This window comes from Bacteroides sp. D2 (assembly GCF_025147085.1).
Lineage (GTDB): Bacteria > Bacteroidota > Bacteroidia > Bacteroidales > Bacteroidaceae > Bacteroides.
Genome location: NZ_CP102261.1, coordinates 661,063 through 687,552, shown reverse-complemented (window position 1 = coordinate 687,552; position 26,490 = coordinate 661,063). Strand labels below are relative to the sequence as shown.

Sequence of the window (26,490 nt, the reverse complement as noted above, 5' to 3'; positions counted from 1 at the left end):
TTTTTATTGGAAATCGGAAAAGTTTTAAGTCTATTTTAGTTCTGTTGAAATGTAATATCAGGAAATCTTGGTTTTCTATGCATATATGTAACGTGGGTGATAGTCTTTGATACGTCGGAATAGATCTTGTGAGGTAAAATCCGTTAACTTTGCGTTGAAACAAGAAAATATAATAACATGAATACAGGACTAAAATTTGCGCTTGGAGTATGCAGTCTCTCTTTGCTTTTTTCTTGCGCTCAAAAATTACCTTATCAAGACACTTCTTTAACGGCTGAACAGCGGGCGGAAGATTTATTGCCCCGATTGACTCTGGAAGAGAAAGTAGCACTTATGCAAAATGCCTCACCTGCTATTCCGCGCTTGGGAATCAAAGAGTATGACTGGTGGAATGAAGCATTACACGGAGTTGGTCGCGCAGGGTTGGCCACAGTTTTTCCCCAGTCTATCGGTATGGGAGCTTCTTTTAATGATTCGTTATTATATGAGGTTTTCGACGCTGTATCTGATGAGGCTCGTGTGAAATCCCGTATCTTCAGTGAAAACGGTGTCTTAAAACGCTATCAAGGGCTGACATTCTGGACGCCGAATGTAAATATATTCCGTGATCCTCGTTGGGGACGCGGACAGGAGACTTATGGTGAAGATCCTTATCTGACAGGACAGCTGGGGATGGCTGTCGTTCGTGGTTTGCAGGGACCGGAGAATGGTAAATACGATAAACTGCATGCTTGTGCCAAACACTTCGCTGTCCATTCCGGACCGGAATGGAACCGGCACAGTTTTGATGCGGAGAATATCACTCCCCGGGATTTATGGGAGACTTACTTGCCAGCTTTCAAAGACTTGGTGCAGAAAGCGGATGTAAAAGAGGTGATGTGTGCCTACAATCGTTTTGAGGGAGAGCCTTGTTGTGGAAGCAACCGTCTGTTAATGCAGATTTTACGTGATGAGTGGGGATATAAAGGGATTGTTGTTTCCGATTGCGGTGCAATCTCCGATTTTTACAGGCCGGGAACACATGGAACCCATCCGGACAAGGAACACGCTTCTGCCGGAGCTGTATTGTCGGGAACAGACTTGGAATGTGGTGGTGAATATGGATCGTTGGCAGATGCAGTGAAAGCCGGATTGATTGATGAAAAGCAGATTGATGTTTCGCTGAAACGTTTGTTGACTGCACGTTTCGAGTTGGGAGAGATGGACGAACAACCTGCCTGGGCGGAGATTCCTGCTTCTACTCTTAATAGTAAGGAACATCAGGATTTAGCCCTGCGTATGGCGCGTGAGTCATTGGTGCTTTTGCAGAATAAAAACGATATTCTTCCTTTAAATACCGATCTGAAAGTAGCTGTTATGGGACCAAATGCCAACGATTCTGTGATGCAGTGGGGAAACTATAACGGTATACCGGGACATACGGTTACTTTACTGGAAGCTGTCCGTTCCAAATTACCCGAAGGACAAGTGATGTATGAGCCCGGTTGTGACCGCACGAGTAGAGAAGCACTGCAAAGTCTGTTTAGTGAATGTAGTATAAATGGTAAACCCGGCTTCTCGGCAGAATACTGGAATAATCGGATTTGTGAAGGAGAAGTGGTTGCCACTGACCAGATCTCTACTCCATTCCATTTTGCAACAACAGGGGCTACTACATTTGCTCCCGGTGTAGAAATTACTAATTTTTCGGCTCGTTATGAATCTGTTTTTCGTCCGTCACAGTCCGGTGATGTTGCTTTCCGTTTCCAGTTGGATGGTGAAGTAACTCTGATGCTTGATGGGAAACAAGTAGCCCAAAAAGTATATGTCAAGAATCCGACGAGTCTCTATACGTTACAAGCGAAAGCTGGAAAAGAGTATCATATTGAGATTCTGTTTAAACAACGGAATGAGAGAGCTACATTAGACTTTGATTTGGGTAAACAAGTAGAAATTAATTTGAATTTGGCAGTAGAGAAAGTGAAGGATGCTGATGTCGTTCTTTTTGCCGGCGGAATTTCTCCCAGTCTGGAGGGTGAGGAAATGCCGGTGGAAGTGCCCGGATTTAAAGGAGGCGACCGTACGGATATTGAACTTCCTGCTGTTCAACGCGATTTGTTGAAGGCTTTGAAGAAAGCAGGAAAGAAAGTCGTTTTTATCAATTATTCCGGTTCAGCCATCGGATTAGTGCCGGAATCAAATACTTGTGAGGCAATTTTGCAGGGGTGGTATCCGGGTCAGGCAGGTGGTACGGCTATTGTAGATGTACTGTTTGGAGATTATAACCCGGCAGGACGTTTACCGGTCACTTTCTATAAAGATGCCGGTCAGTTGCCTGATTTTGAAGACTACTCCATGAAAGGACGTACCTATCGCTATATGCAACAGCAACCGCTTTTCCCATTCGGACATGGCTTGAGCTATACGACGTTTACTTATGGCGAAGCTGATCTAAGTAAGAATACAATAGGAGACGGAGGAACTGTAACATTGACCATTCCGGTAAGTAATGCCGGACAGCGGGACGGGGATGAAGTGGTACAGGTTTATCTGCGATGTATGGCAGATAAAGAAGGTCCTCACTATACATTGCGTGCTTTCAAACGGGTTCATATTCCTGCCGGTGAAACTAAACAGGTAACAATCCCCCTTACATATGAAAGTTTTGAATGGTTTGATACGGCGACTAATACAGTGCATCCGCTGAAGGGTACTTATGAACTGCTGTATGGAGGATCTTCTGATAAGAATAAGTTGAAAACGATTGTAATGAACGTACAGTAATACCACTTTTGGATTTTGTTTATTTTTACAGATAGACAATCCGGATTTATTTATTGAATGAATAAAGAAAGAACGACCTTGTTCCTTTAAAAGGAATGGGTCGTTTCTTTTAAACCAAGACCCCGTTGCTTTAAAACCAACGGGGTCTTTCTTTTAAAGAAAAAAATGCTTTTTGTTAGTTGTTGATATTCAGTCTTTTATATTGGTGAGGAAAAAGGTGCTGAAAGCTTGGCCATATTAGATCGTGCAGTCATTTATCTTACCATTTTTCTAGTTTGGAAGTTTTTTGTAACATCAGAGAAGAATCGTGTTATATGTTTGTTATAAATATGTTATTTTTTATCTTGGATCATATTTATAACATAGATTTTACCAGCCTGTGTTGCAATGTCGTATTCATAAACCTTTCTCAATTCCGGCGATTGAGGAATTATCTCTTTACTAACCAAAGGTTTTCTCACAGAAGTTGTGGCAAATAATGAATTCGGGCACTCTCCATTTGCTTCTTTCAGCCCTTTCCCTTTCAGTGGAACATAAGACCGGATGCGAAGCGTGCCTCCTATCTTTGAGTGAATTACAGCTTTGTTTAACTGGCTATTTTTCCAATCCATATCAACTGTAAAATTGCCCCGTGCCACTAATCCTTTCACATTACCCTCTTTCCATGCATCAGGTAATGCGGGTAGTAAATGTACGGCTCCATCGTGACTTTGAAGTAACATTTCCGCTACTCCGGCTGTATAACCGAAATTACCGTCAATCTGGAAAGGCGGATGAGCGTCAAACATATTCGGATAAGTACGCCCCTCCGGATATTCTTTGGCCAGATTATCACTGGGCAATAACTGAATCATGTTTTTGATAATCTGGAAGGCATGATTTCCATCCTGCATACGTGCCCAGAAATTGACTTTCCAACCGATACTCCAGCCGGTAGCTTTATCCCCGCGTTGTAGCAGTGTGTTCCGTGCAGCCTGGAATAATTCCGGATTGGCATAAGGAGAAATCTGATTACTCGGATATAGTCCATATAAATGAGAAATATGGCGATGCTCATCTTTGGGATTGTCTACATCTTCGAGCCACTCCTGTAGTTGATGATGCTTTCCTATTTGCATAGGAGGCAGTTTGTCCAATATTTGTTGGAGTGAATCCTGAAAAGAGGAGGTTTCACCAGTGATCCGGGATGCTAATAATGTATTATGCAAAGCATCAAAAGCAATCTGATTGTCCATGGTGCAACCGGCAGTGATCGGTCCATGTTCCGGCGATACGGAAGGAGCCACTACCAACCATTTATAATCAGGATGTTCTACCAGAAAATCCATATAGAACTGTGCCGTTCCTTTCAGTATCGGGTAATATTCTTTCAGAAATTCCTTATCTCCCGTGAAAAGATAATGTTGCCAGATATGTTGGGCTAACCAGGCACCGCCACTGGGCCACATTCCTGCCGCAGCAAAGTCTACAACGCCACAGATTCTCCATAAGTCAGTGTTATGGTGAGCCACCCATCCGCGACAATTATACATACTCTGTGCTGTTTCTGCTCCCGTGACAGACAAGTCTTTTAACATAGAGAATAGCGGACTGTGTGTTTCACTTAGATTAGCAACTTCTGCCGGCCAATAATTCATCTCCGTATTAATATTGATGGTATATTTGCTGTCCCAGGGAGCATGTGTACTGTTGTTCCATATCCCCTGTAGATTGGCGGGTTGCCCTCCCGGTTGTGAGGACGAAATCAGCAGGTAACGTCCGAACTGGAATAAAAGAGCCGCCATTGCCATATCTTCCCCTTTATTGAAATTCTCAATACGTCGGGGAGTTTCCGCTTTGGATGCTTCACTTGAAGGAAGATTCAAACGGACACGGTCGAATTGCTTCTTATAGAAAGCAATGTGATCCTTTAAAGCCTTGTTGTAAGGCGTTTGAATCGCTTTTTCCAGGAATTTATTTGCCCGTTCGGATGCATTGGCGCTGACATTCTGATAATTTACGTAATTAGTAGCTGCAGCAATGTAGAGGGTAGCCTCTGTTGCTTTTTCTACCTGAAGAACTTTTCCGGCGGGACTGATTGCTCCGTTAGTTTTCACCTGAACTACACATTCCGCTTGGATAGCAGCTTTGATGCCCTCCTGTTCTTTTCCCTGACAAGTAATGATGAGTTTATCATCTTGAGCATTTACGTTATACTCAAGCGGACAATTATAGGTCATATTGAAATTCAGTGCCTGTGTTTTGTCCGCTTGAATATGTACGATGATGACATTGTCTGTGAATGAAGCAAAAGTGGTACGGGTATAAGTCACACCGTTTACTTCATACCGGGTGGTAGTGGTCGCATTCTCGAGGTTCAAGTCCCGATAGAAACCAGATGCATCTTTATGTCCGGGGAAATCTATATACAAGTTTCCCAGCGTCAAATAACTCATTCCATGCTGCTTGGTCAGAAAGTTGGCATCTACCAGACTTTGTGCTTCCCTGTTCTTACCGTCGAATATAAGATTACGTACGACAGGTAATACATACTTTGCATTTGAATTGTTGTTACTATAAGGTCCGCCAGCCCAGAATGTTTCTTCATTAAGTTGAAGTTCTTCACGTTCGGTTCCGCCATATACCATGGCACCAAGACGGGAGTTACCGATAGGAAGTGCTTCCGACCAATTTCGGGCAGGTTGGCTGTACCAAAGTTTCAGGTCCTGTCCGAAACTAATGTTGCTTATTAATAGAAGCAAAAAGATGAGTGTGTTTCTATTCATCATAAAGTATGACTTAAATAATATAGATTAATTTGCGATTACGATGCCCCCATTGCAAGGTATTGAAACTTGTAACTGTTGATGTTTATTTAGTTTCTCCGTCGAAGTTTTGCCTACCAGTCTGGCATTATCAGTATAAACGCTTATTGTTTCTCCCGCAGAAATCATCGGTAAATGAAGTTTGACTTTGATCTCTTCGGATGAAGCATTAATGCCTGCAATATACCATTTATTTTGATGTCGTCTGGCCAATATGATATATTTTCCCGGATATCCATCCAAAAAACGTACTTCGTCCCAGGTGCTCGGAACCTCTTTCATGAAATTGATAGCCCATTCAGGAGCATCAGTCAAATTGTTGGGAGTAAGTGCGAAATGTTGTACAGGGCTTTGAAAGAGAACAGCCGTAGCAAGTGCAAACACATCCGAAGTGATCCGACGGCTGGTTCTTGTAGTTGAATCATTTCTTGCATTATAATATTTATTCAATGTGCTGCCGCCGAAGTCCATGCTACCGACCGTGTTGCGTATAAACGGATGCAAACAGGCATTGAACGCTTCAGCATCACAACTGCCTTGTGAGAAATGTAAATTTTCACTCGCTAATACCGCTTCACTTGAAGCGAAATTGGGATACATACGTTCCCAACCGCGTGGTAGTGTACATCCGTGGAATATAACTAATAGTCCATAGTCATTGGCATCTGCTAAAATATCTTCGTAAAGTTGCATGGTCACTTGTTTATCGCTTCCTATGAAGTCGACTTTTATCCCACGAATCCCGATACTTTGCATCCATTTCATCTCCTTACGACGATTGATAGTAGTATTCATGATACCTCTCGGACTTTGAGGCGCATCATTCCAATAACCATTGGAGTTATACCATAGGTAAAGGGCGACTCCTTTGCTTTTTGCATATTCGGCTAATTTCTCAATACCTTTCCGTCCTATTTGTTTGTCCCATAAAGCATCGATTAAAACAGACTGGTATCCCATGGCTGCACTGAAATCGATATACCTTATCTGTTCGTCATAATTACAACTGCTATCTCCACCGATAATCCAGCTCCATGAGCCTTTTCCATATTTATATTCCTGCGAAGCTTCATAAAGTGGTTTTACAACATCGAAAGCTACTGTTGTTTCAACGATGGGGGCTAATGTCTCACCTATGGTTATGGTGCGCCAGGGAGTTTCTCCGGGCAGGATGATGCCGGGATTGGTAGTGCCGTTACCATTATATTCGCCAGTTTGAGGAAATCCGATTTGATACAGACCGTCCGGTTTTCCTATCAGTCGGCTGCCACAATAAGCGCTGCTAACCCCTGTTTCGGATATCAATACCCAACCTTTATCATTGTTACGGAATAAGCATGGGAAAGTATACCCCTCGCCCCATCCGTTTTTTCCTATAGCATCATCTACTGTGTACGAGGTTTCATAACTGGGTGACGTACGGGCGAATCCTCCCATTGGTTTGCTTTGCGGACATAGGAAAGTAGTACTTCCGGAAGGAAGTACGAATCCTGTCATTTCTTCATTAATCACACAGCAGAGAATCTCCTTTTGCGGATACATGTTATATTTGAATGCGACATCCCGGTTGCTCACCTGAAAGACCACATCATATATTACTTTTCCATTTTGAGAGAAAGTAAATACTCCTCTATTGGCCTGATAGTGTACGTTACTTTGTTTGATCGTTGGCAAATTGTATTCTTCATTCAATAGTTGGACCGGACTGGTGGTAGACAGTTTCATTTCCCGGGTAAAATTGCCGATATTTGTATTCAGCCCTAGCGGGGAAGCCAGGATAAATGGGATATGATTATAAGAAACGCTGTAGGATGGTACACCATTTTCATCGGTTATGTGAACTGACAGTTTCCCGTCGGGGCTTGTAATTTGACTCTGTTCTGCATGGATAGACTGACTGAACAGCCACAAAATACCTGTTAATAATATTATTCTGCTCATATCTATTAGTGATTAAATATCCAGTAATCTACGTTAAAAAGCTCTTCATCGCCGCCTTTGAATAGTAAATACAAATCATGTACCCCTTTGACGGCATTCACTTGGGTTGTCTGTACTTTCCATTGTTCCGATCCATCTGTCGGTGAAACTTCCAATGTGCCGATAACGGAACCTCCCAGTGCATCAATGCGTAGTTCTATGCTGCCTCCCTGCATCAAACCGGCTACGCAGGCGGAGAAGTTTGTCGCCCCTTTTTCTCCGAAATCGACGGAACGAACTTTCAGCCAGTCACCATTATGAATGGAAGTGATATAATGTTGCGAACCGGCCCTGCGGTCAGTCTTCAATCCATAGCTGAAAGCCATTGTTTCTGCTTCTACCCGCTGATAGGGATTCAGGTTACGAACAGGCGTACGGACACCCTCTTTGGTGAAAGGGATAAAAGGAATCTTTCCGTCTTCACCAAACTTGAATTCTTCTATGCAGGTTGAACGACGGAAACCGCCTCCATTGGGTAATGCCCCATTGTGATAGAACATAAAATGACGGTTATGATATTCGATAGAGCCTCCATGAATGGTGAAGCTGTTTGCTGCTTCATTCATGATACGTCCCTGATATTTCCATGGACCATGAATACTTTTAGCAGTGGAATAAGCCATGTGTTCCGGAACACCACCGGCGGCATATACCATGTAATAAAGCCCGTTGCGTTTGAACACCCATGGCCCCTCTTCATAATTTGTTTTCAGCACACGTTTATTGAGCTGATAGTCTCGCTTCATAACCAATGGACCAAAAGCGATGGAATCATTCAGTTCTTTAACGGGAATGACTTCGCTGCCTAACGATACCATGTCTTTATTTAGTTTGGCATACCACAATCCGTTATTTCCCCAGAAAAGATAGGCTTGTCCGTCATCATCAATGAATACAGAGGGATCGATATAACCGAAAGCACCGGGGACAAGGGGCTTTTTCAAAGGATCGGAGTAAGGCCCCTCCGGTCTGTCGGCTACAGCCACACCTATGCCGTGCAGCTTTTTTATGGTGTCATTGGCACAGATATACCAGTACCATTTTCCATCCCGTTCGATGGCTTGAGAAGCCCAGGCATTATCTCCCTGTATGGCCCACTGAAACGTTTCTGTGGAAATAGGAGTTCCCCGGTAAGTCCAATTTACCATATCGGTAGTAGAATACAACTGCCAATCTTTCATTTTGAAATATTGCGCATCGTCTTCATCATGATCGGTGAAGAGATAAACGGTATCATTGTGTACCATAGGTGCCGGGTCTGGGGTAAACCATGTTTGTATAATAGGGTTTTGCGCTTGGCAAACATGGTTTAAGAATAAGGAAAACAGGCTTATCGCCATTACTTTCTGTAAGTTTTTCATGTCTTTATAATCTTTGATTTCTATAATTTATGTATCACTAATCATCGTCTATCGGGCTGATATGCGAAAAATAGTATAGGAGAATGGAAGAAACTCATAACTAAAATGCTTATTGAATTCATTGTATTCGATTTGCCGTGGATAGATTTTTTCGGGTTCATCAAACGAGTTCTCATCTTTGCCGCTAGTTGCCGATAATGTGATGATATTTCCTTTCTTATCTACCTTGGTTACACCGTCTAGTTGGAAACTTGTAGAATAGGGAACATCTGCGGCGTTGACGACTTTGATAATGATTTCTTTAGTCTCTTCATCATAGCCGGAAGATATGAATTGGAGCGGTATGGAATCTGAAGAATGGGTAAGATTAGAGTTCTTGTCCATACTCACGCTACGGTTATATTTGATATTGTAGGTCGGACGGTTTTCGGCTGCCATCTTCTGTACATAATAGGAAGAACGTCCCAATACTTGGTCAGAGTCAATCCAGATAAGGTTTGTTGACCATGAACGGTCGTTCCGATTTTCGAAAAGCGGTGCATAGGAAGCCATTTTCACCAGATCGCCATTACGTTCCATTCCTGATATGAATGCAGCTTCAGATAGTGCGGCTGTCATGTTTCCACCGCCGACTCCCCGGTTACAGGCATATTCACCTACGTACACAGTATATTTGCCACGCGGATGTTGATCGAAAATAGTAGAGTTCTGATAGAAAAAGTCAGGAGCAACATACCAATGCGGGTCAACCATATCCGTTTGGGATATTTTACCGGTCCCATTGATTCCATGATTGGAAATCAATGTCAGTTGCGGATATTTTTCTTTGATCGCCTTGTAGAAAATGTCGAAACGTTTGTCGTATTCATCTCCCCAGTTCTCATTACCGATTTCTACGTATTGTAGTGGAAAAGGTTTGGGATGACCATCGGCAGTACGTCGTGCTCCCCATTCAGTCGTTTTATCTCCCAATGCATATTCGATTGCATCCAGGCAGTCATTTAAGTAAAAATCAATTTTATCTTCCGAACAGGCATCTCCCATACGAAACTGGCATCCCAAACCGACATTACACACATACATTGCTTTGGCATTGATATCTTCACAGAATTGAAGCATTTCATAATATCCGAATCCATAAGAACACCGGTATCCCCAAGTACTATATTCTCCGGGACGTGCAGCGGGGTCACCCAATGTTTTTTTCCATTCAAAACGATTCTCCAGTGATATGCCTTCCACTACACAACCGCCGGGCCAACGTACAAAAGCCGGTTTTAATCCAACTAACATCTGTGCTACATCCTTACGTAAGCCATTGTTACGTTGGTTGAATGTGTTTTCCGGGAAAAGCGAAACATAGTCCAGCCATATTTTACCCGGTGCATCAAACACGAGAGCCAGTTTTCCTTTGGCTGCTGTTCCGTTCGCTTTGATCTTTATTTTGATGTCGTTCCATTCACCTGACGTATTGATCGTAATGGGTGCAGAAGCCAGTTCTTCATTCTTCTCGGAAAGAAGTTTGGCAGCGATATGCCCTTTATATTCGGGAGTGGTACGCGCAATGACACGTAGCAGGTAGTTTTCTTCTGCCACAAGATTCATCCCCCAATATCCCTCATTGATTAACAACACCGGTTCGGAAGCGTCTTTTATGGTTAGTTCCAGATTATTGGGAGCTGTGGTGAATTTGGGTTGGTACTTGGTTAGTTGCATCTGTACAGCCAATGAATCCTTTGCTTGTAGGCTCCATGCAGGTACGGGGGACGTAGTCCATCTGTATCGTTCTGGACGTACTTCCCCGGTGATATGATTCTTTACGGGTTTGGGATATAATGTTTTTCCTTCGGCATGGTAACCTTCAGGCATTTCCAGTTCCTCAAAACTCCGGTTCTGTACTAATTCCGCATACAAGCCACCATCTCCGGCATGATTGATTTCTTCGAAAAAGACTCCGTACATAGTAGGGGACACTTCTGCTCCTTTTTCCTGCAAATGAATGACTATGTCTTCCTTGGGCTGACAATCGTTCCAAATAAATACGGTTCCATTTTCGCGACTCGGTGAGGCACCAGTCCAGTCTGCACCATAAGGCTCTCCTGTAGTCGGATCAAGACCTACATAGCGATTTGTTTTCAAAGACAGTAGCATACATTGGCCATGCAGCATGTCCTGCCATTGAAACAAACTACCTTCCGATTCTTCTTTTGTCAGGCGTACATCAGCGGAAAGCCCTGCGCCAACTACCGTCATAAAACCGGTTCCATTCATCGCTTCAAGTGCTACACGTCCCTGTCCACGGTCGTGCACACGGAAACGGCAAGCTTCTGTTTCATATTCTTTGGATCCTTTGCCTCTGAAGTGTAAGGTACCATGCGGGTTGGCAAATACACGGGTATCATTCCCACGATTGAAAAGAGTGATAATCTTCCCTGTCGGAATATTTTTGGAGCGGTCAGCTAGTGGTTCGTCAATTTGGAAATTATCGAAGTCGGCATAGCCACCCTGTTTTCCTTCTGAATTATAAGCGAAAAGAGCATAACGGGTTCCCTGGAATGTCTTCAATTGATAAGGCATCAGAACGCTGTCTCCTATGTTCGTGAATGATTCCCCGTCTACGCTGTAGCTGAACCATGCAGTGTCTTCATCGAAATTTCCGGTGACACGGAGAAAAATGGGTTGGGATGCCAATGGTTGGGAAGCAGCTTCCATCCACTTATTATGGGCTTGGTCGTACCATCGAATGACCAGATTTTTATTCATTCGTGAAACTCCCAGCCATGCATAGGGGATATTAAGTAGACCGATTCCGGCGATGTCACCGTCTTTGAGGCGCGAAGCGTCGAGAGTGACCGTTGCGGATGATACAGGACCGATGCCTCGCTGGGTAAGAGTATTCTTTGCCCATAAGAAATCTTTGGCAGGAAGAGTGTGAAGGCGCAATTTCCCTTTTGTAAGTGACCATTTGGAATGATCCGGTTCGTGGTTCCATTGCCAAACAGGCAATAATGCCTTTCCATCAAAATTATCGCTTCGCTGATAAGGGGCATGCGGCTCTACCTTCGCATTTACAGCTGGTTTTACCCAAGTGCGGGGTGAGCGTCCCAAATTACCGGGAAGTCCGAAATAGGGCCATCCGTCTTCCCAAGTGACAGGCGACAGGCAGGTAGTACGCCCAACTGCACGGAAATCCAGCATCGAAACTCCCCACCAGTCTCCATTCGGCAAGTCGACTATTCCACCCTGATGCAGAGTGGCACATCCCATATTATCTTTGGAAGGCTTGGATATTTTGAATTTGAAGCCCATTTCCGGTACTGACGAGCCGAGACTGATATTATCTGTCCAGTGTACACGCTCTGTACCCATTGTTTCTTTTACGCTGATGGCCGCTGTCTCATAAGGACCTTCTATTTTATCGGCACGAGCACATTGCATACGTCCCATGGGAGAGTAATCCGCACTGATGATATAATATTTTCCTTTAATCTTATAAATATGGTGACCTTCTCCCATCGCATTTCCGGCAGGGATAATCACCCGTTCGCTGCCTTCTACATAACCGCTGAAATCCGGCTTTATTTCGATCATCTTTACCTCGTCATATTTATATACAGCATAGATTTTATCATTGTCGTCGAATAAAACAGATAAGTCGTAGATGTTGCCCCCCATGTTTTTATGTTCCCAGGGGCCTGCCGGATTATCGGAAATGAATACTTGCATACCATGTCCGTTGATATTGGAGAATATATAGAATTTCCCCTTGTGATAGCGGATGCAGGGAGCCCAGATTCCTTGTCCGTAGGCTTCTTTACCGTTAGAAAGCCGGAATTCGTCTCCCATATTCAACTGGTTGAAAGCGTAACTAAGGAACTTCCAGTTGACAAGGTCTTTGGAATGTAATACGACCAGTCCGGGCATACAGTGCATGGTGGTACCTGCCATGTAGAAATCTTCTCCCACGCGGATGATGTCCGGGTCCGAAAATTCATCATAGAAAAGAGGATTAGTGAATGTTCCGTTCCCATTGTCGGCAGTCCATGATGTCTGGGCTGCCAGAGGACATAGGATGGAAATGCTCATTAGCAATAGTAATACAATGTTTCTCATGGTTCTTGTTCTATTATAATTATGAGTGATAGATATTCTTGTAAAAATAAAGAGAACTATACTTTTTCTTTTCTAAATCATTATTAGAGCTTTCTATAAGGACTTTCCTGAAGATTGAGCCGACTGGTTTCATCGCTGCCACAGTCTATAATGATTTTATGTAGTACAATGGCAGGACTTAGTGGACGGATAGAGAGAGTATGTTTCCCTTTTTGTAGATTTACATTCGGGAAATTAACTACAGACTCTATGATTCGTGCAGCACCTGCGGGATACATCTTTGAATAACAATTGGCCCAAGTCATTTCTGAGTTGTAGTTGATGATCTGTTCTTTACTACCATCTAAACTGATGGCATAACTGTGACCTTCTTTCACAAAAGGGAGAGTACTGTCCAAAATTAAGCGCAAACGCAAATGTCTTAAATCTGATTTGAAATTCATTTGGTAAGTTAATGAAGCTCCTTTTACCGACTGCGTATAAGGCATCAGCGTTATACCTGAAAGAGTACGTCCTAAATCAGGAATGATTGTCCATTGAGTGTCTTCCCCTTGCGTACATTTGGCAAAACGTTCTGCTTCCATGACTATCACCCCTCCTTTTTCTTCATACTCATAATTTCCGGGTTGGTAAAGTGATGCATTTACCTGTATAACTTTGGGCATTATATTTCCGTTTTGAGGCTCATCCCAACTTGTGTAGCCGATATGAGTCTGGTCCATCATGTGTTTCCACTTTCCATCGGCTATATGTTCGTTATAATGGGAGCATAATTCTGCATCACGTTGAAAGCAATATACCACTCTGTCTGCCCATTCGTTGGCACGTGGATCATCGTCTGATGCCAGTTTGCGATTCATGGCGACGGCATAATACATTTCATAAAGGTTAGCCATTGCCTGTACGGGGAAGAGGATAAGTTCTTGGTAAGCATCCCTCATATCTTTGGGTAACATCGTAAATTGACGATACGCATGTGCTTCCAATGCAAGAAATTCGTCCGTTACAGCTTTAAATTCTCCATTGGCCAGATTATATGTTTTGTGGTCTAGCATTTCGGCTGTAATACGGGCAGAATATTTACAGTAAAGGTTTAAAATACGGGCAGCTTCTTTGGCATATTGTGAACCGAATTGTTGTTTGCAGAAGTTATAAGTATATTCATTCAGATTGTCTGGTGTAAATTGATTGGGATTCCATGCCATATTTAGGAAAAAATCCGTGGGAAATTCATTTGGCTTTAAATCTCCTACATTCAAAATCCACATTTTATCTACTCCATAAGTATAAGTAAGGTATAGCTGTTCCCACATGTGTTGAATCTGTGTCATATTTAGCCACTGGTAAGCCCGTGGCGCTCCATGAAGGTCTACATGATAATACATGCCATATCCTCCCGGATGTCTTTTTCCGTTCAGTTCCGGCAGTCGGCGCACATTTCCCCAGTTGTCATCGCAGAGTAGTATCATTACGTCATCAGGAATCTTCATACCTTGGTCATAGTATTCCAGCACTTCGCTGTAGAGTGCCCATAGTTGAGGTGTCTTATAAGCAGGTTTTCCTGTGATTTCAGCGATGATTTTACGTTGTTCTTTTACAATATCCTCTAATAAACGAGTATCTGTATCAGGTCCCATCGGGGCATCTCCATCTCCTCTCATGGCGATGGTGACGACTTCCTCTTTACCTTTCATCCGTTGGATTCCCTCCCGAAAAAAGCGGTCTATACCTTCTTTGTTTGTCTGATAATTCCATGGGCCATAATCTTTCCGGCTACGGGCATATTCCTGATGGTTGCGGGCCATCGGCTCATGGTGTGATGTCCCGACAATGATTCCCATTTCATCTGCTAAAGAACTATTTTGTGGGTCATCGGCATAAAAAGCAGCACTCCACATAGCAGGCCATAAAAAGTTGGCTTTCAAACGTAGCAGAAGTTCATATATGTGTACGTACATTTTACTATTGAAGCCGCCAAACTTCCGAGTTGTCCAGTTGCCCATGCAAGGCCACTCATCGTTAATGAAAATACCGCGATATTTTACAGCAGGTTCTCCATCCGTGTAGGTCCCCTTCTTTATATATATACTATTATGGTGTGCGACTGGAACGTCTGCCCACCAATACCAGGGTGAAACTCCTATTTGGCGTGATAATTCATAAATACCGTAAATAGTTCCACGCTTATCACTTCCGGCTATGAGTAGAACTTCACCATCCAAATCTTCCAACGGTGCATGAAGGGTAGTAATGATAAATTTTTCATTTTTGTTTTTTAATTCTTTAGCATCCAACTTTCCAGCTCTTACCAATTGCCGGATAAGTGGGCTTTTGTCGAATGAGCCGATAATGATTCGAATATCTTGTTTCTTTTCATTCGTCAGATCGGGAGTGATATTAGTAACTTTACCAAAGTCAGTTTGTAAATTATGAACAGCAGTCAACACTCCTTTATGTTCTCTTTCATCACACCAAATTGCAAATGATCGGATTTGTGGAGTGACCAGTGCTAATCCCGTGTTTTTTGATGTAAAGTGAACAAACGTTTCCGTAGCTTTCAAGTAGGATACTGATGTTAGGAAAATCAGTAGAGCTATTACTATTGATGTTTTCTTTCTCATGTTGTTTACATTATAATGTTTAGTTGATTAGGTAAATATATTTAATATGGAGGGTATGGTAATTTCCGCTTTCGTCTATGCTCTGGGCTGCTTCTATCCGGATGTCTTTTACATCTTTAATAAAAGGTACTAAAGATAGGTTGATTTCCCGTTTTAATTCAGACTTTACGGCAGGTTGATAAAACTCCTTGTACAGACCGTTTCCCCCTTCAAATTTAATGCGTATCATAACCGTGCTTTGCGGTATATTTATAATCATGAATTTATAGTTAGGCAGTTCTTGGTTGATAGAAGCAGGCAGTTTGATAAAACTGTTCCATTTTCCACCTTTAAATGTCACTTTACTTTGTGTCTCACTAAACACAGACCTGGAGAAACTAAGTTGATTTAATGGAACCTCTTTACTTTCCTGCGTATGACTCATTAATGAGACGGAACATATAAACAGAGATAGAAACAGTTTCTTCATAATATTCTTTTTTGATTTATAATGAAAACTTGTATGTGGCAAAGATAGCTTATTGTCTTTTATCGAAGATTTGTTTGTGTTTCCGATTTATAGCCGGAAGTTGCTCCCTGTCTTGTATTTGTTACCAATCTTATCGCTCATGTTACATTCATTCTGTTTGTGACGGTGATGTAACATTTGAATAGCTTGAATGAAACGAAATGTTTGCTTGTTGTTACATAAGACTCTGGTTCTTGTATCGGGTGTCTTTGCTTTTTGTGTAGCAGTACCGTATCTTTGTAATGTCGGGTCGAAATAAGATAATTGATGGAATTTCAGCCAAAATAAAATTAGGTTCAGGCAAGTATTTAGTTTTGAGAAGGTAGGAAGTGAGAAGATATATGTTATGTATGGCATATATCTTCTCTACTGATTGAAAAATCAAATGATAAGATTGTTAAGAATCAAGCTTTTTTTTAATTTTGCAAAACATAATAACTAATACTTATGAGGAAAAATCTAATACTAATCACGGGCTTTCTATTGTTGCTAGCGGGAGCTTGTTATGCCCAACAGGTCCGTTCGTATGGTTCGGGAAAGTTATCATGTAGTCTGATAAGAAATATTGTGCAAGATGCCCATGGTTTTGTATGGATAGGGACGGAAAACGGACTGAATAAATTTGACGGGTGGACTTTTGTCAATTATTTCCATAATAAACGGGATTCTACTTCATTATTGAATAACCTTATAGAGTCTCTTCTCTGTGATAGTCAGGGTAACCTTTGGGTGGGGTCCGGTAATGGGGTGCAGCTATACTCTCCTTATGAAGATTCATTTAAAAAAGTGAGATTTCTGGATGGTAGTAAACCTTCGGTTTTGCATTTGTTGGAATTGGACAGTGGAGAGATTTGGGCAGTTACAGCAGGATATGGAGCATATTCTATAGACCGAAAAACGATGTCTGCCACTTCTTTGGTTCGTGTGAATGACCTCTGCAGTTCTCCCTATATGCATAATATCTTTCAGGATTCCCGTCGAGTAATCTGGATTGCTCTTCCGAATGGTCGTATTGCCCGTATTACTTCCGATTTGAAAGAGGTCGAATTTCTTAGTTCCTCAACAGATGTATTAGGCAAAATATATACTATATTAGAAGATCTGAAAGGAAGGGTGTGGATAACAGCTGTTTCGGGCGTTTATTTATGGAATGAAGAGGAACGCCTTTTGGTGAAAATGGGGCAACCGACGAATGAGTTTATAGGTGTGCGGGGAATGGTTTGTACTGGACACGGGGAGCTTTATGTAAATACGGTAAATGATGGGCTTTATGTTGTGAATGTGGAGGATAAGATGCTGAAACCTTTTGGTGGCAAACAGGAACTTGAGAAGGATAAGAATTACGCTTTGATGGAGGATAAGAATGGAAATTTGTGGCTGGGTGGTTTGAAAAAAGGCATTGGCATGCTTTCTAATGAATCTTCACAGTTTAAATTCAGGTCTCTTTCTTCTTTTTCTTCATCTATGGGAAGTACCCTTTCATTTGTTTATGAAGATAAAAAGAATCGGGCTTGGATCGGTACAATAGATGGGAAGCTTATTCGGATGGACGGAGATATGCAAGAGTGTAGTCTTTATACAGTAGGAGAAGGCATTCTAGCAATGCTTCATGATGATGAAGGGGGAATCTGGCTGGGCAGCTATTCGGGCTTTTCGCGATTCGATGAGCGTACGGGGAGTGTTTATAAGGTGCCTTTATTACAAGGAAAGGCCATTCATAATATTGTAGAGGGGACCGGACAGACTCTTTATATATCTGTTTCGGGAGAAGGCTTTGCGGAGTATAATCGTCGGACGGGTACGTTGAAGCAAATAAGTGATACAACCAGACTACGAACGACGATGCGGCTTGCCAACAACTGGATTAATAAAATACTATATGACTCGGGAGGATTAGTCTGGTTAGGACATTGTATGGGAGTTAATTGTTATGATCCCGTAAAACAGGAATTCTTGAAGTTGGAGTGTGAAAAGGACTTGTTGTCGTCTTTATGCTTCTCACTCTTGGAAGACAAGGAAGGGCACATCTGGATGGGAACTAATAATGGGTTGTTCGAATATGATAAGAAAACCTTGAAGATGAATCATTATGGCATAGAAGAGGGAATGCCTAGCAATATGGTTTGTGGATTGGGGCAAAGCAAGAACGGTGATATATGGTGCAGTACATTTAATGGTCTATGTAAATTGAACTATCAGGAAAGGAAGATTGCTAATTATTTTTCCGGCAATGGGCTGGTTGATAAAGAATATCTAAAGAGTGTTTATTTCCAACGTGAATGTGGAAACATTTATTTAGGAGGTCTGCATGGTATCACAAAGCTTAGACCCGATTCGGTAGGGAAACAGTTGCCCTTATGTATGCCTCAATTGACCCATGTGTACTTGAATGATAAAGAAGTTAGTGCGAATACGCAGTTGGGAGGGAGAGTTATCTCTGATCATGTTTGGATGGATGCCCGGCAAATTAATCTGACCTATAAAAATGATATTTTCTCTTTTGAGTTTTCTACAATGGAGTATCATGATCGCGAAAATATAAAATTTGAATACCGCTTGGCAGAGCTGGATGGAGTGTGGCGGAGTACGTCTTCCGGAGAAAATCGGATTACTTATAATTATTTGCCGCCAGGGCATTACACGTTTGAGGTTTGTGTAAACGAAAATGAACGAAAATCACCGGTTCGCTCTTTTTCTATTTATATCGCTCCCCCCTGGTATGATACTTTATGGGCGAAGATTGGCTATCTATTGATCTGTGCCGGACTTCTGTTTTGGGTGTTCTATGCTTGGTACATGCGGCAACGCCGTCGTCGTCAGGAAGAAATGAATGAGGAAAAATTGAAGTTCTTTATTAATATCGCTCACGAGCTTCGTTCACCGATTACTCTGATTGTCAGTCCGCTGGCAGCGTTGATAAAAAACGAGCAGGAAGAAGGCAGAAAGAAAGCCTTGTTGACTATGCAACGAAATGCAAACAGGATTCTTAATCTAATCAACCAGTTGCTGGATATCCGTAAGATAGATAAGGGACAGATGAAAATAGAGTGCCGCGAAACGGAAATGATCGGGTTTATTGAAGAACTATTCCAAATGTTCGATTATCAGGCAGCTAAACGTAATATCCATTTCTCATTTATTCATACTATGGAGTATTTGCCGGTATGGATTGACCGTAATAATTTTGATAAAGTCTTGATGAATCTATTAGTCAATGCTTTTAAGTATACTCCGGATGGTGGTGAAGTTACATTGTCACTCACTGTAGGTGAAGACAAAGACGTGCGTGGCCCCCTGTCTAAATATGTGGAAATAACTGTGACAGATTCGGGCATGGGGCTAGACGAGAAGAAATTGGAAAAGATATTTGAGAGATTTTATCAGGCTTCCACCAATTCTCATGGTTTCGGCATAGGATTGAACTTGACTAAAATGTTGGTGGAGTTGCATCATGGTTCAATATTTGCAGTCAATCGTATGGACAAGCAAGGAAGTTGCTTTATAGTACGTATCCCGTTAGGTAAAGGACATTTAACTTCGGAAGAATTGGCAGAAGAAGTGATGTTGTCGGGTGAAGAACCGATACGGTTAATCTTGGGTGAAGAAACTTGTTGGGAAGGCGAAGAAGAAAGTAAGGTTTCAATGTCGAAAAGTAAAACTCAATGGAGAATACTCGTAGTAGATGATGACGAAGAAATACGTGAATATTTAAAATTTGAGTTAGGGATTTACTATAAAGTGAGGACAGCTTGCAATGGTGCAGAAGCTTATCAGATAGCTTTGAACCAGCGGATAGACTTGATTATTTCGGATGTTGTGATGCCGGAGATGGACGGGTTCGAATTGCTTAAGAAAACCAGAGGGAATGCGAATGTCAGTCATATACCTTTTGTTCTTTTAACCTCACAGGCGGAATATGACAGCCGCCTTAAGGGCTGGAATGTAGGGGCGGATGCTTTTCTGGCTAAACCTTTCCAAATAGAAGAGTTGCTTCTTATCTGCGAAAATCTGATTGCTGGCAGGATACGTCTGAAAGGACGTTTCGGCATGGATCAGGAAGTTGAGGAGAAGATGAAGACGATTGAGGTAAAGGCTAATGATGAGTACTTTATGGAACGGCTGATGAGGGCTATCAATGAGAATTTGGAGGATTCGAAGTTCAGTGTTGAAGATTTGGCACAGGCGGTGGGCGTTAGCCGTGTCCAGCTACATCGTAAATTGAAAGTTTTAACGGGGAACACGACTACTGAATTCATCCGTAATATTCGTCTGAAGCAGGCTGCCAAACTACTGAAAGAGAAAAAAGTAAATATCTCTCAAATTGCCTATTTAGTTGGATTTACGAATCCCACCCTGTTCTCAATCGCTTTTAAGAAATTCTATGGATGTGCTCCTTCGGAATATGTTGAAAGGAAAACAGAGGAATAAACATTCGATATTAGGTGTTTTTTCTCTTATTAATTTAGTTTGCAATAAAGCCCTTCCCCTTTCATAATGCCTTGCCCATAGGCGTTAGCGGGTGAAGGGCTTCCTTTCACTTGTCCCTTCACCTAATTCGATATATGTCAGGGCATATTACAATGTAGCGTGTACCTATATAGTGTGAATTCGGAAGTATTAATAGATAACTTCCGAATCCTTATGGAACAACTTCTTTTCTATAGGAACCAAACTTGTTTTTTATTATTTCCAAACTATAAATGCAACTTTCGTTTTTATAATCAAAGCCTTCATTTATAAAAACGAAAGCTTTATTTATATAATTGCAATTTGCATTTATAGATTTTATCCGATGAAATATAACTTTATATACTATAAAAAGGATGTTTGCTAGTAGTAAACATGAAGTTTTCTATAAATAAATGAGGAGCATTATATGGTACAATGCTGATGAAGAAATGGGTGAAGGAATTGTCCTTCACCCACTAATGCCGAAGAATAGCGCTCTGTTGCGAAAAGGTGAAGGCTGTTGGAGTTTTCATTTTTTTTGTTGGTTTTGTGCTATAAGGAAGCCTGCTTAAGGGCAATGAAACATGTACATATGATAAATGTAACACTCGGTTACATGCTGGGATATGAATGAAACAATAGATAAGTTTGCTTTGATATTATCGTGTTACTTTTGTGCAGTTCCGACGAAGGCCTTTGTGTGGAGCTAATAATAAAGATTAAAATGAGTATCAACCTTAAATGAACGATTTATGAAAAACAAATTTGACGACAGTTGAAGAGATGCCTTTTCTCGTAGATTTAAAAAAGAGATTATCATATTATTAATATCTTAGACTAATGGTAATGAAAAATGTAAAATTACAAATTCAAAAAATTCCCAGCCTGGTTTTACTTCTGATTTTTAGCTGCATATCGGCTTATGCGCAGCATGGATTTGTGGTAAGCGGAACGGTGGTCGATTCAAATGGCGAGTCGATTATCGGGGCAAGTGTTGCCTTAAAAGGCAATAAGACGGTAGGAACAATTACAGATTTGGATGGAAACTTTAAGTTGAAAGTTCCTGATGACAAGGCGGTGCTCGTAGTATCATTTATTGGTATGACTCCGCAGGAAATCAAAGTTGCAGGAAAGAAAACGATTAAGGTAACTTTGGTTGATAGTAATGTACAATTGGAAGAAGTGATCGTTGTAGGTTATGGACAACAAAAGAAGGTAAGTGTGGTAGGTGCTATCACTCAAACCAGTGGTAAGACACTGGAACGTGCAGGTGGTGTAAGTAGTTTGGGTGCTGCATTGACAGGCTCTTTGCCGGGTGTCATAACCTCTGCTTCGACCGGTATGCCTGGTGAGGAAGATCCCCAAATTATTATTCGTACACAAAGCTCATGGAACAATAGCGAACCTTTGGTGTTGGTAGATGGCATTGAGCGTGAGATGGGTTCTGTTGATATCTCTTCTGTAGAGAGTATTTCCGTGTTGAAGGATGCTTCCGCTACAGCAGTGTATGGTGTGAAGGGGGCTAATGGTGTTATTCTTATTACTACCAAGCGTGGTAAGGAAGGTAAAGCTAGCGTGCAGATAAAGGCTAATATCACGGCGAAGGTAGCATCCAAACTTCCGGAAAAATATGATGCCTATGATACTTTCTATCTGATGAATAACTCTATAGAACGTGAAGCTTGTTTGAATCCATCCGGATGGGCTAACTATAATCCCGTGGCTATTATCGACAAGTATCGTCATCCTGCCAATCAGGAAGAATGGGATCGCTATCCGAATACGGATTGGGAAGACGTCCTCTTCAAAAAAAGTACGATGTCTTATAATGCCAGTGTCAATGTGGCGGGTGGTACGAAAGTGGTCAGTTACTTTGCCGCAGCGGATTTTGTGAGTGAAGGTGACTTGTTCAAGACATTCGATAATCATCGTGGATATAATTCGGGATTTGGTTATAACCGAATAAATGTACGTAGCAACCTCGACTTCCAGCTTACACCGACTACTAAATTCTCGACTAACTTGTTTGGGTCTAATGCAGAACGAACGGTACCATGGGATTATGGAGATCAGGATGCATCTTATTGGGCTTCCGCCTATAAATCTGCTCCTGATGCCATGCGTCCCATTTATTCCAATGGAATGTGGGGCTACTATGCTCCACGTAATGCCGATGTACCCAACTCCGCATATAGCTTGGCAACTTCTGGTATAGAAAAACGTACCACAACTAAAATTACAACCGACTTTATTTTTGATCAGGACTTGAAGATGATTACCAAAGGGTTAAGATTCAAGGCAAACTTTTCTATGGACTATACGTTTAAAGAAGCCAAACGTGGTGTAAACGATATGTATCACGACGCACAACGTATGTGGGTGGATCCGGATACAGGCTTAGTTAAATACCAACAGGATCCGGATACAGGTACAGGACTTGATTATCCTGTCAATAAAATTTATTGGGCAAGCCAGGCAGGTAGTGTGGATGTCAATGCTACTTACCGCAAACTTTATTATTCGATGCAGCTTGATTATGCCCGTACTTTTGGTAAACATGAGGTTACGGCGTTGGGACTTTTCAGCCGTCTGAAAGAGGCTCAAGGTCCTGTTTTCCCCATTTATCGTGAAGATTGGGTGTTTCGTCTCACATATAACTATGCGTTGCGTTACTTCTTCGAAATGAACGGTGCCTACAATGGTTCCGAAAAGTTTGGTCCCGAGTATCGTTTCGACCTGTTCCCTTCTTTCTCTCTCGGATGGATGCTCAGTGAAGAGAAGTTTATGAAGAACAATCTCAAGTTTCTGGATATGCTGAAGTTCCGTGCTTCATGGGGACGTGTAGGTGATGATTCATTGGTATTACCTTGGCAGAGGTTTGGTATGGAGAATCGTTTCTTGTATAAAGATCAGTTAAGTTATGGCGGTAATACTCTGATGGGGGACATCAATCCTGCCAACACTCCTTATACGTATTATAGTATAAGTAAACTTGGTAATCCGGATATTTCATGGGAAACTGTAGAAAAAAGAAACTTCGGTATTGACTATGCTCTATTTAATGGTCTTATAGCTGGTTCGGTAGATATTTTCAATGATACTCGTACGGACATTCTAGTGAAGGGTAGTGAACGTGCTATCGCCTCTTATTTTGGACAATCGGCTCCCGATGCTAATTTGGGTAAGGTAAACAGCCATGGTTATGAACTTGAACTGCGATTGAACCACACTTTTAATAATGGTATTCGTACTTGGTTGAATACAAGTATGACTCATGCGGTCAATAAAGTGAAATTTCGTGATGACGCGCCTTTGAAGCCGACTTATCAGAGAGGCGCAGGACATACTATTGATCAGACATATGCCTACATTGATCATGGTAATCTTGCTACATGGGATGATGTTATAGGTAGTTCTGCATGGACAACAGGCAACGATATGAAACTTCCCGGAGATTATAATATTGTGGACTTCAATGGGGATGGTATCATTGACGCCAATGACCGTGCTCCTTATCAGTATGCTAAGATGCCACAGAATACTTATAACGCTTCTATCGGAGCAGAATGGAAGGGTTTCAGCATTTTTGCTCAATTCTATGGTGTGAACAATGTCACTCGTGAAGTGAATTTCCCAACTTTCCGTAGTACTGCCCATGTGGCTTACGTTGAGGGTGAGTATTGGACTCCCAACGGTACGGCCGTATTACCGACTCCACGTTGGGGAACGACTGTTGATCCTGCGGCAGCAGGGACTCGCTATCTCTATGATGCCTCTTACCTGCGTTTGAAGAATGTGGAATTGTCTTATACATTTAATAATGCTAAGTGGCTGAAGAAAATCGGCCTCAAGACTTGCCGTATCTATTTGAATGGAGATAACCTTTATATGTGGACAGATATGCCTGATGATCGTGAGTCTAATACCGGGTATTCTTCGTCTGACGGTGCTTACCCCACAATGCGTCGTTTCAATTTAGGAATTGACATAACTTTATAATATGGAAGTTAAGATTATGAATAAATATATCAATAAAATATTCCTGGCATCGGCGATTGCCTTGATTGGCGTGCTGACTACCACCTCTTGTACCGATTATTTGGATAAATCACCCAATAGCGATATTGCAGAGAATGACCCATACAAGAATTTTAAGAATTTCCAAGGATTCATAGAGGAACTTTACAAACGTGTGCCAATCGTATCGAATAATGACTACCACACTTGTTTCAACTATGGTGAAGAGGAATATTGGGAACCGCAAGAAATCCGGCTTTTTGCACGCAACATTGATTATGGTGATTTTTGGGGATGGACTACTTGCTATTATTCTTATCCAACGACACGTAGTTCTGGTGGCCTTGCCAGAAATTCACATGGAAATCTGTGGCAGGACTGTTGGTATGGTATACGTAAAGCTAATATAGGTATTGCCAATCTGGATAAGTTGGTAAATGTTACTGAAGAAGAACGCCAATTGCTTGAGGGGCAGCTCTACTTCTTTCGTGCATGGTTTCATTTCATGTTGATGGAATGGTGGGGTGGAATGCCTTATATTGATGAGGTTATTCCATCAGATGTGACTCCTGCATTACCTCGGCTCACTTGGCAAGTGTGTGCCGAGAAGTGTGTGGCAGATTTTGACCATGCTATACCTCTGCTTCCGGTAGATTGGGATCAAACGACTGTTGGTAAGGTTACATTGGGCAATAACAATGGTCGTATTAATAAGATTATGGCTTTGGCATATAAGGGCAAGACGCTACTTTGGGCAGGCAGTCCATTGATGAGCTGGGCTTCCGGAGGTACAAAAGAGTATAATGCTGGACTTTGTAAGCGTGCTGCCGATGCATTTGGAGATGCTTTGAAGATAGTAGAAGAGACTGGCAGATATGAATTGGCTCCTATGGCAAGCTATAATGAGATTTTTCTTGTGCATAATTCCAATGGTAAACTCAATGGTTTAAAAGAGGCTATCTTTCGTGAGAATCTTGTAGACTATGATGGACGTTGGCGTTGGAACATGATTAATGACTTCCGTCCGACAAGCATTGAATCTACCGGTATCAAATGCTATCCTACTGCAAATTATGTCAACTATTTCGGAATGCAGAATGGTTATCCGATAAAAAATATGACTCAGGCGGATCCTGAATCAGGTTATGATCCTGCTTATCCATGGAAAAATCGCGATCCGCGATTTTATAAGACCATTATGTTTGATGGTGTGAAGTGGCAAAGTACGGGTGGTGCTGGTGGTTCCAGTGAGCTTTTTACCAACGGACGTGAAAGTGAAGAGAAAGATGAGAAGAAAGGCTGTTTCACAGGTTATATGAATTGTAAACTTTGTCCGCAATTGATGAATACCGTTGATGGTTATAAAGAAAATAATATCATGGTATTAAGTCTGATGCGTCTTGCCGATGTTTATCTGATGTATTCGGAGGCGACTGCTGTAGGCTATGGAACTCCTCAAAGCAAGGCTTCTACGTTTCAAAAGACAGCTGTGGACGCTATTAACGAGATTCGCAGGCGTGCCGGCGTGGAAGATGTGCTCGATCGGTTTACCGGCAATACTACAGATTTCCTTGGTGAAGTGCGTCGTGAACGTGCGGTGGAATTAGCATTCGAAGGTTTTCGTTTTATGGATCTCCGTCGCTGGATGCTCATTGGACAAGCTCCTTATAATAAGAAAACCAAGATTGAGTTCGATAGGGGGGTATCTGCTGATGATTATAATTACGATAAGCCCGAAGAGAATATGATTAAAAATCTCCGTGAAGAGGTACTTGTGGAAAGAAAGTTCACAGACCGGCACTATTGGTTGCCGTTACCCAAGAATGATGTTTATCTCTATGAAGGTTTCGGCCAGAATCCGGGATGGTAATCTT

Annotated in this window: 10 protein-coding genes; 4 read left to right on the top strand and 6 right to left on the bottom strand. The window is 41.9% G+C overall.

All coding sequences use genetic code 11. The annotated features are described in order from the left end of the window. Nucleotides 1-177 precede the first annotated feature (177 nt). Nucleotides 178-2,763: a xylan 1,4-beta-xylosidase gene (xyl3A, locus tag NQ505_RS02420; RefSeq protein WP_008997999.1), complete on the top strand. Its 2,586-nt coding sequence runs from the start codon at nucleotides 178-180 to the stop codon at nucleotides 2,761-2,763. 332 nt (nucleotides 2,764-3,095) lie between these two features. Here xyl3A and NQ505_RS02415 read toward each other — a convergent pair whose 3' ends face one another. From NQ505_RS02415 to NQ505_RS02390, 6 genes are all read right to left on the bottom strand, one after another. Then, nucleotides 3,096-5,528, bottom strand: coding sequence for a glycosyl hydrolase family 95 catalytic domain-containing protein (locus NQ505_RS02415; RefSeq protein WP_008997998.1), 2,433 nt, complete (start codon nucleotides 5,526-5,528; stop codon nucleotides 3,096-3,098). A gap of 27 nt (nucleotides 5,529-5,555) precedes the next feature. Further along, nucleotides 5,556-7,508 (bottom strand): glycoside hydrolase family 97 protein, encoded by a 1,953-nt coding sequence (locus tag NQ505_RS02410; RefSeq protein ID WP_008997997.1) that lies wholly within the window; start codon nucleotides 7,506-7,508, stop codon nucleotides 5,556-5,558. Nucleotides 7,509-7,513: 5 nt separating this feature from the next. Next, nucleotides 7,514-8,908 carry a glycoside hydrolase family 43 protein gene (locus tag NQ505_RS02405; protein ID WP_008997996.1) on the bottom strand — a complete coding sequence of 465 codons (1,395 nt, stop codon included), beginning with the start codon at nucleotides 8,906-8,908 and terminating at the stop codon, nucleotides 7,514-7,516. 48 nt (nucleotides 8,909-8,956) lie between these two features. Then, nucleotides 8,957-13,021: a family 43 glycosylhydrolase gene (locus NQ505_RS02400; RefSeq protein WP_008997995.1), complete on the bottom strand. Its 4,065-nt coding sequence runs from the start codon at nucleotides 13,019-13,021 to the stop codon at nucleotides 8,957-8,959. Between the two features lie 83 nt (nucleotides 13,022-13,104). After that, the gene (locus NQ505_RS02395) at nucleotides 13,105-15,642 is read right to left on the bottom strand and encodes a glycosyl hydrolase 115 family protein (protein WP_008997994.1); all 2,538 of its coding nucleotides are present in this window, start codon (nucleotides 15,640-15,642) and stop codon (nucleotides 13,105-13,107) included. A gap of 19 nt (nucleotides 15,643-15,661) precedes the next feature. Further along, the gene (locus tag NQ505_RS02390) at nucleotides 15,662-16,111 is read right to left on the bottom strand and encodes a hypothetical protein (protein WP_008997993.1); all 450 of its coding nucleotides are present in this window, start codon (nucleotides 16,109-16,111) and stop codon (nucleotides 15,662-15,664) included. Between the two features lie 486 nt (nucleotides 16,112-16,597). Between NQ505_RS02390 and NQ505_RS02385 the strand changes: the two genes are divergently transcribed. The 3 genes from NQ505_RS02385 (at nucleotide 16,598) to NQ505_RS02375 (ending at nucleotide 26,486) form a co-directional block, all read left to right on the top strand. Continuing rightward, nucleotides 16,598-20,578, top strand: a complete 3,981-nt coding sequence (locus NQ505_RS02385; protein ID WP_008997992.1) for a hybrid sensor histidine kinase/response regulator transcription factor — start codon at nucleotides 16,598-16,600, stop codon at nucleotides 20,576-20,578. An 861-nt stretch (nucleotides 20,579-21,439) separates the two neighbouring features. Then, nucleotides 21,440-24,598, top strand: coding sequence for a SusC/RagA family TonB-linked outer membrane protein (locus NQ505_RS02380; protein WP_008997991.1), 3,159 nt, complete (start codon nucleotides 21,440-21,442; stop codon nucleotides 24,596-24,598). A 16-nt stretch (nucleotides 24,599-24,614) separates the two neighbouring features. After that, complete coding sequence (locus tag NQ505_RS02375) at nucleotides 24,615-26,486, top strand: RagB/SusD family nutrient uptake outer membrane protein (protein ID WP_008997990.1); 1,872 nt, start codon at nucleotides 24,615-24,617, stop codon at nucleotides 26,484-26,486. Nucleotides 26,487-26,490: the final 4 nt, after the last annotated feature.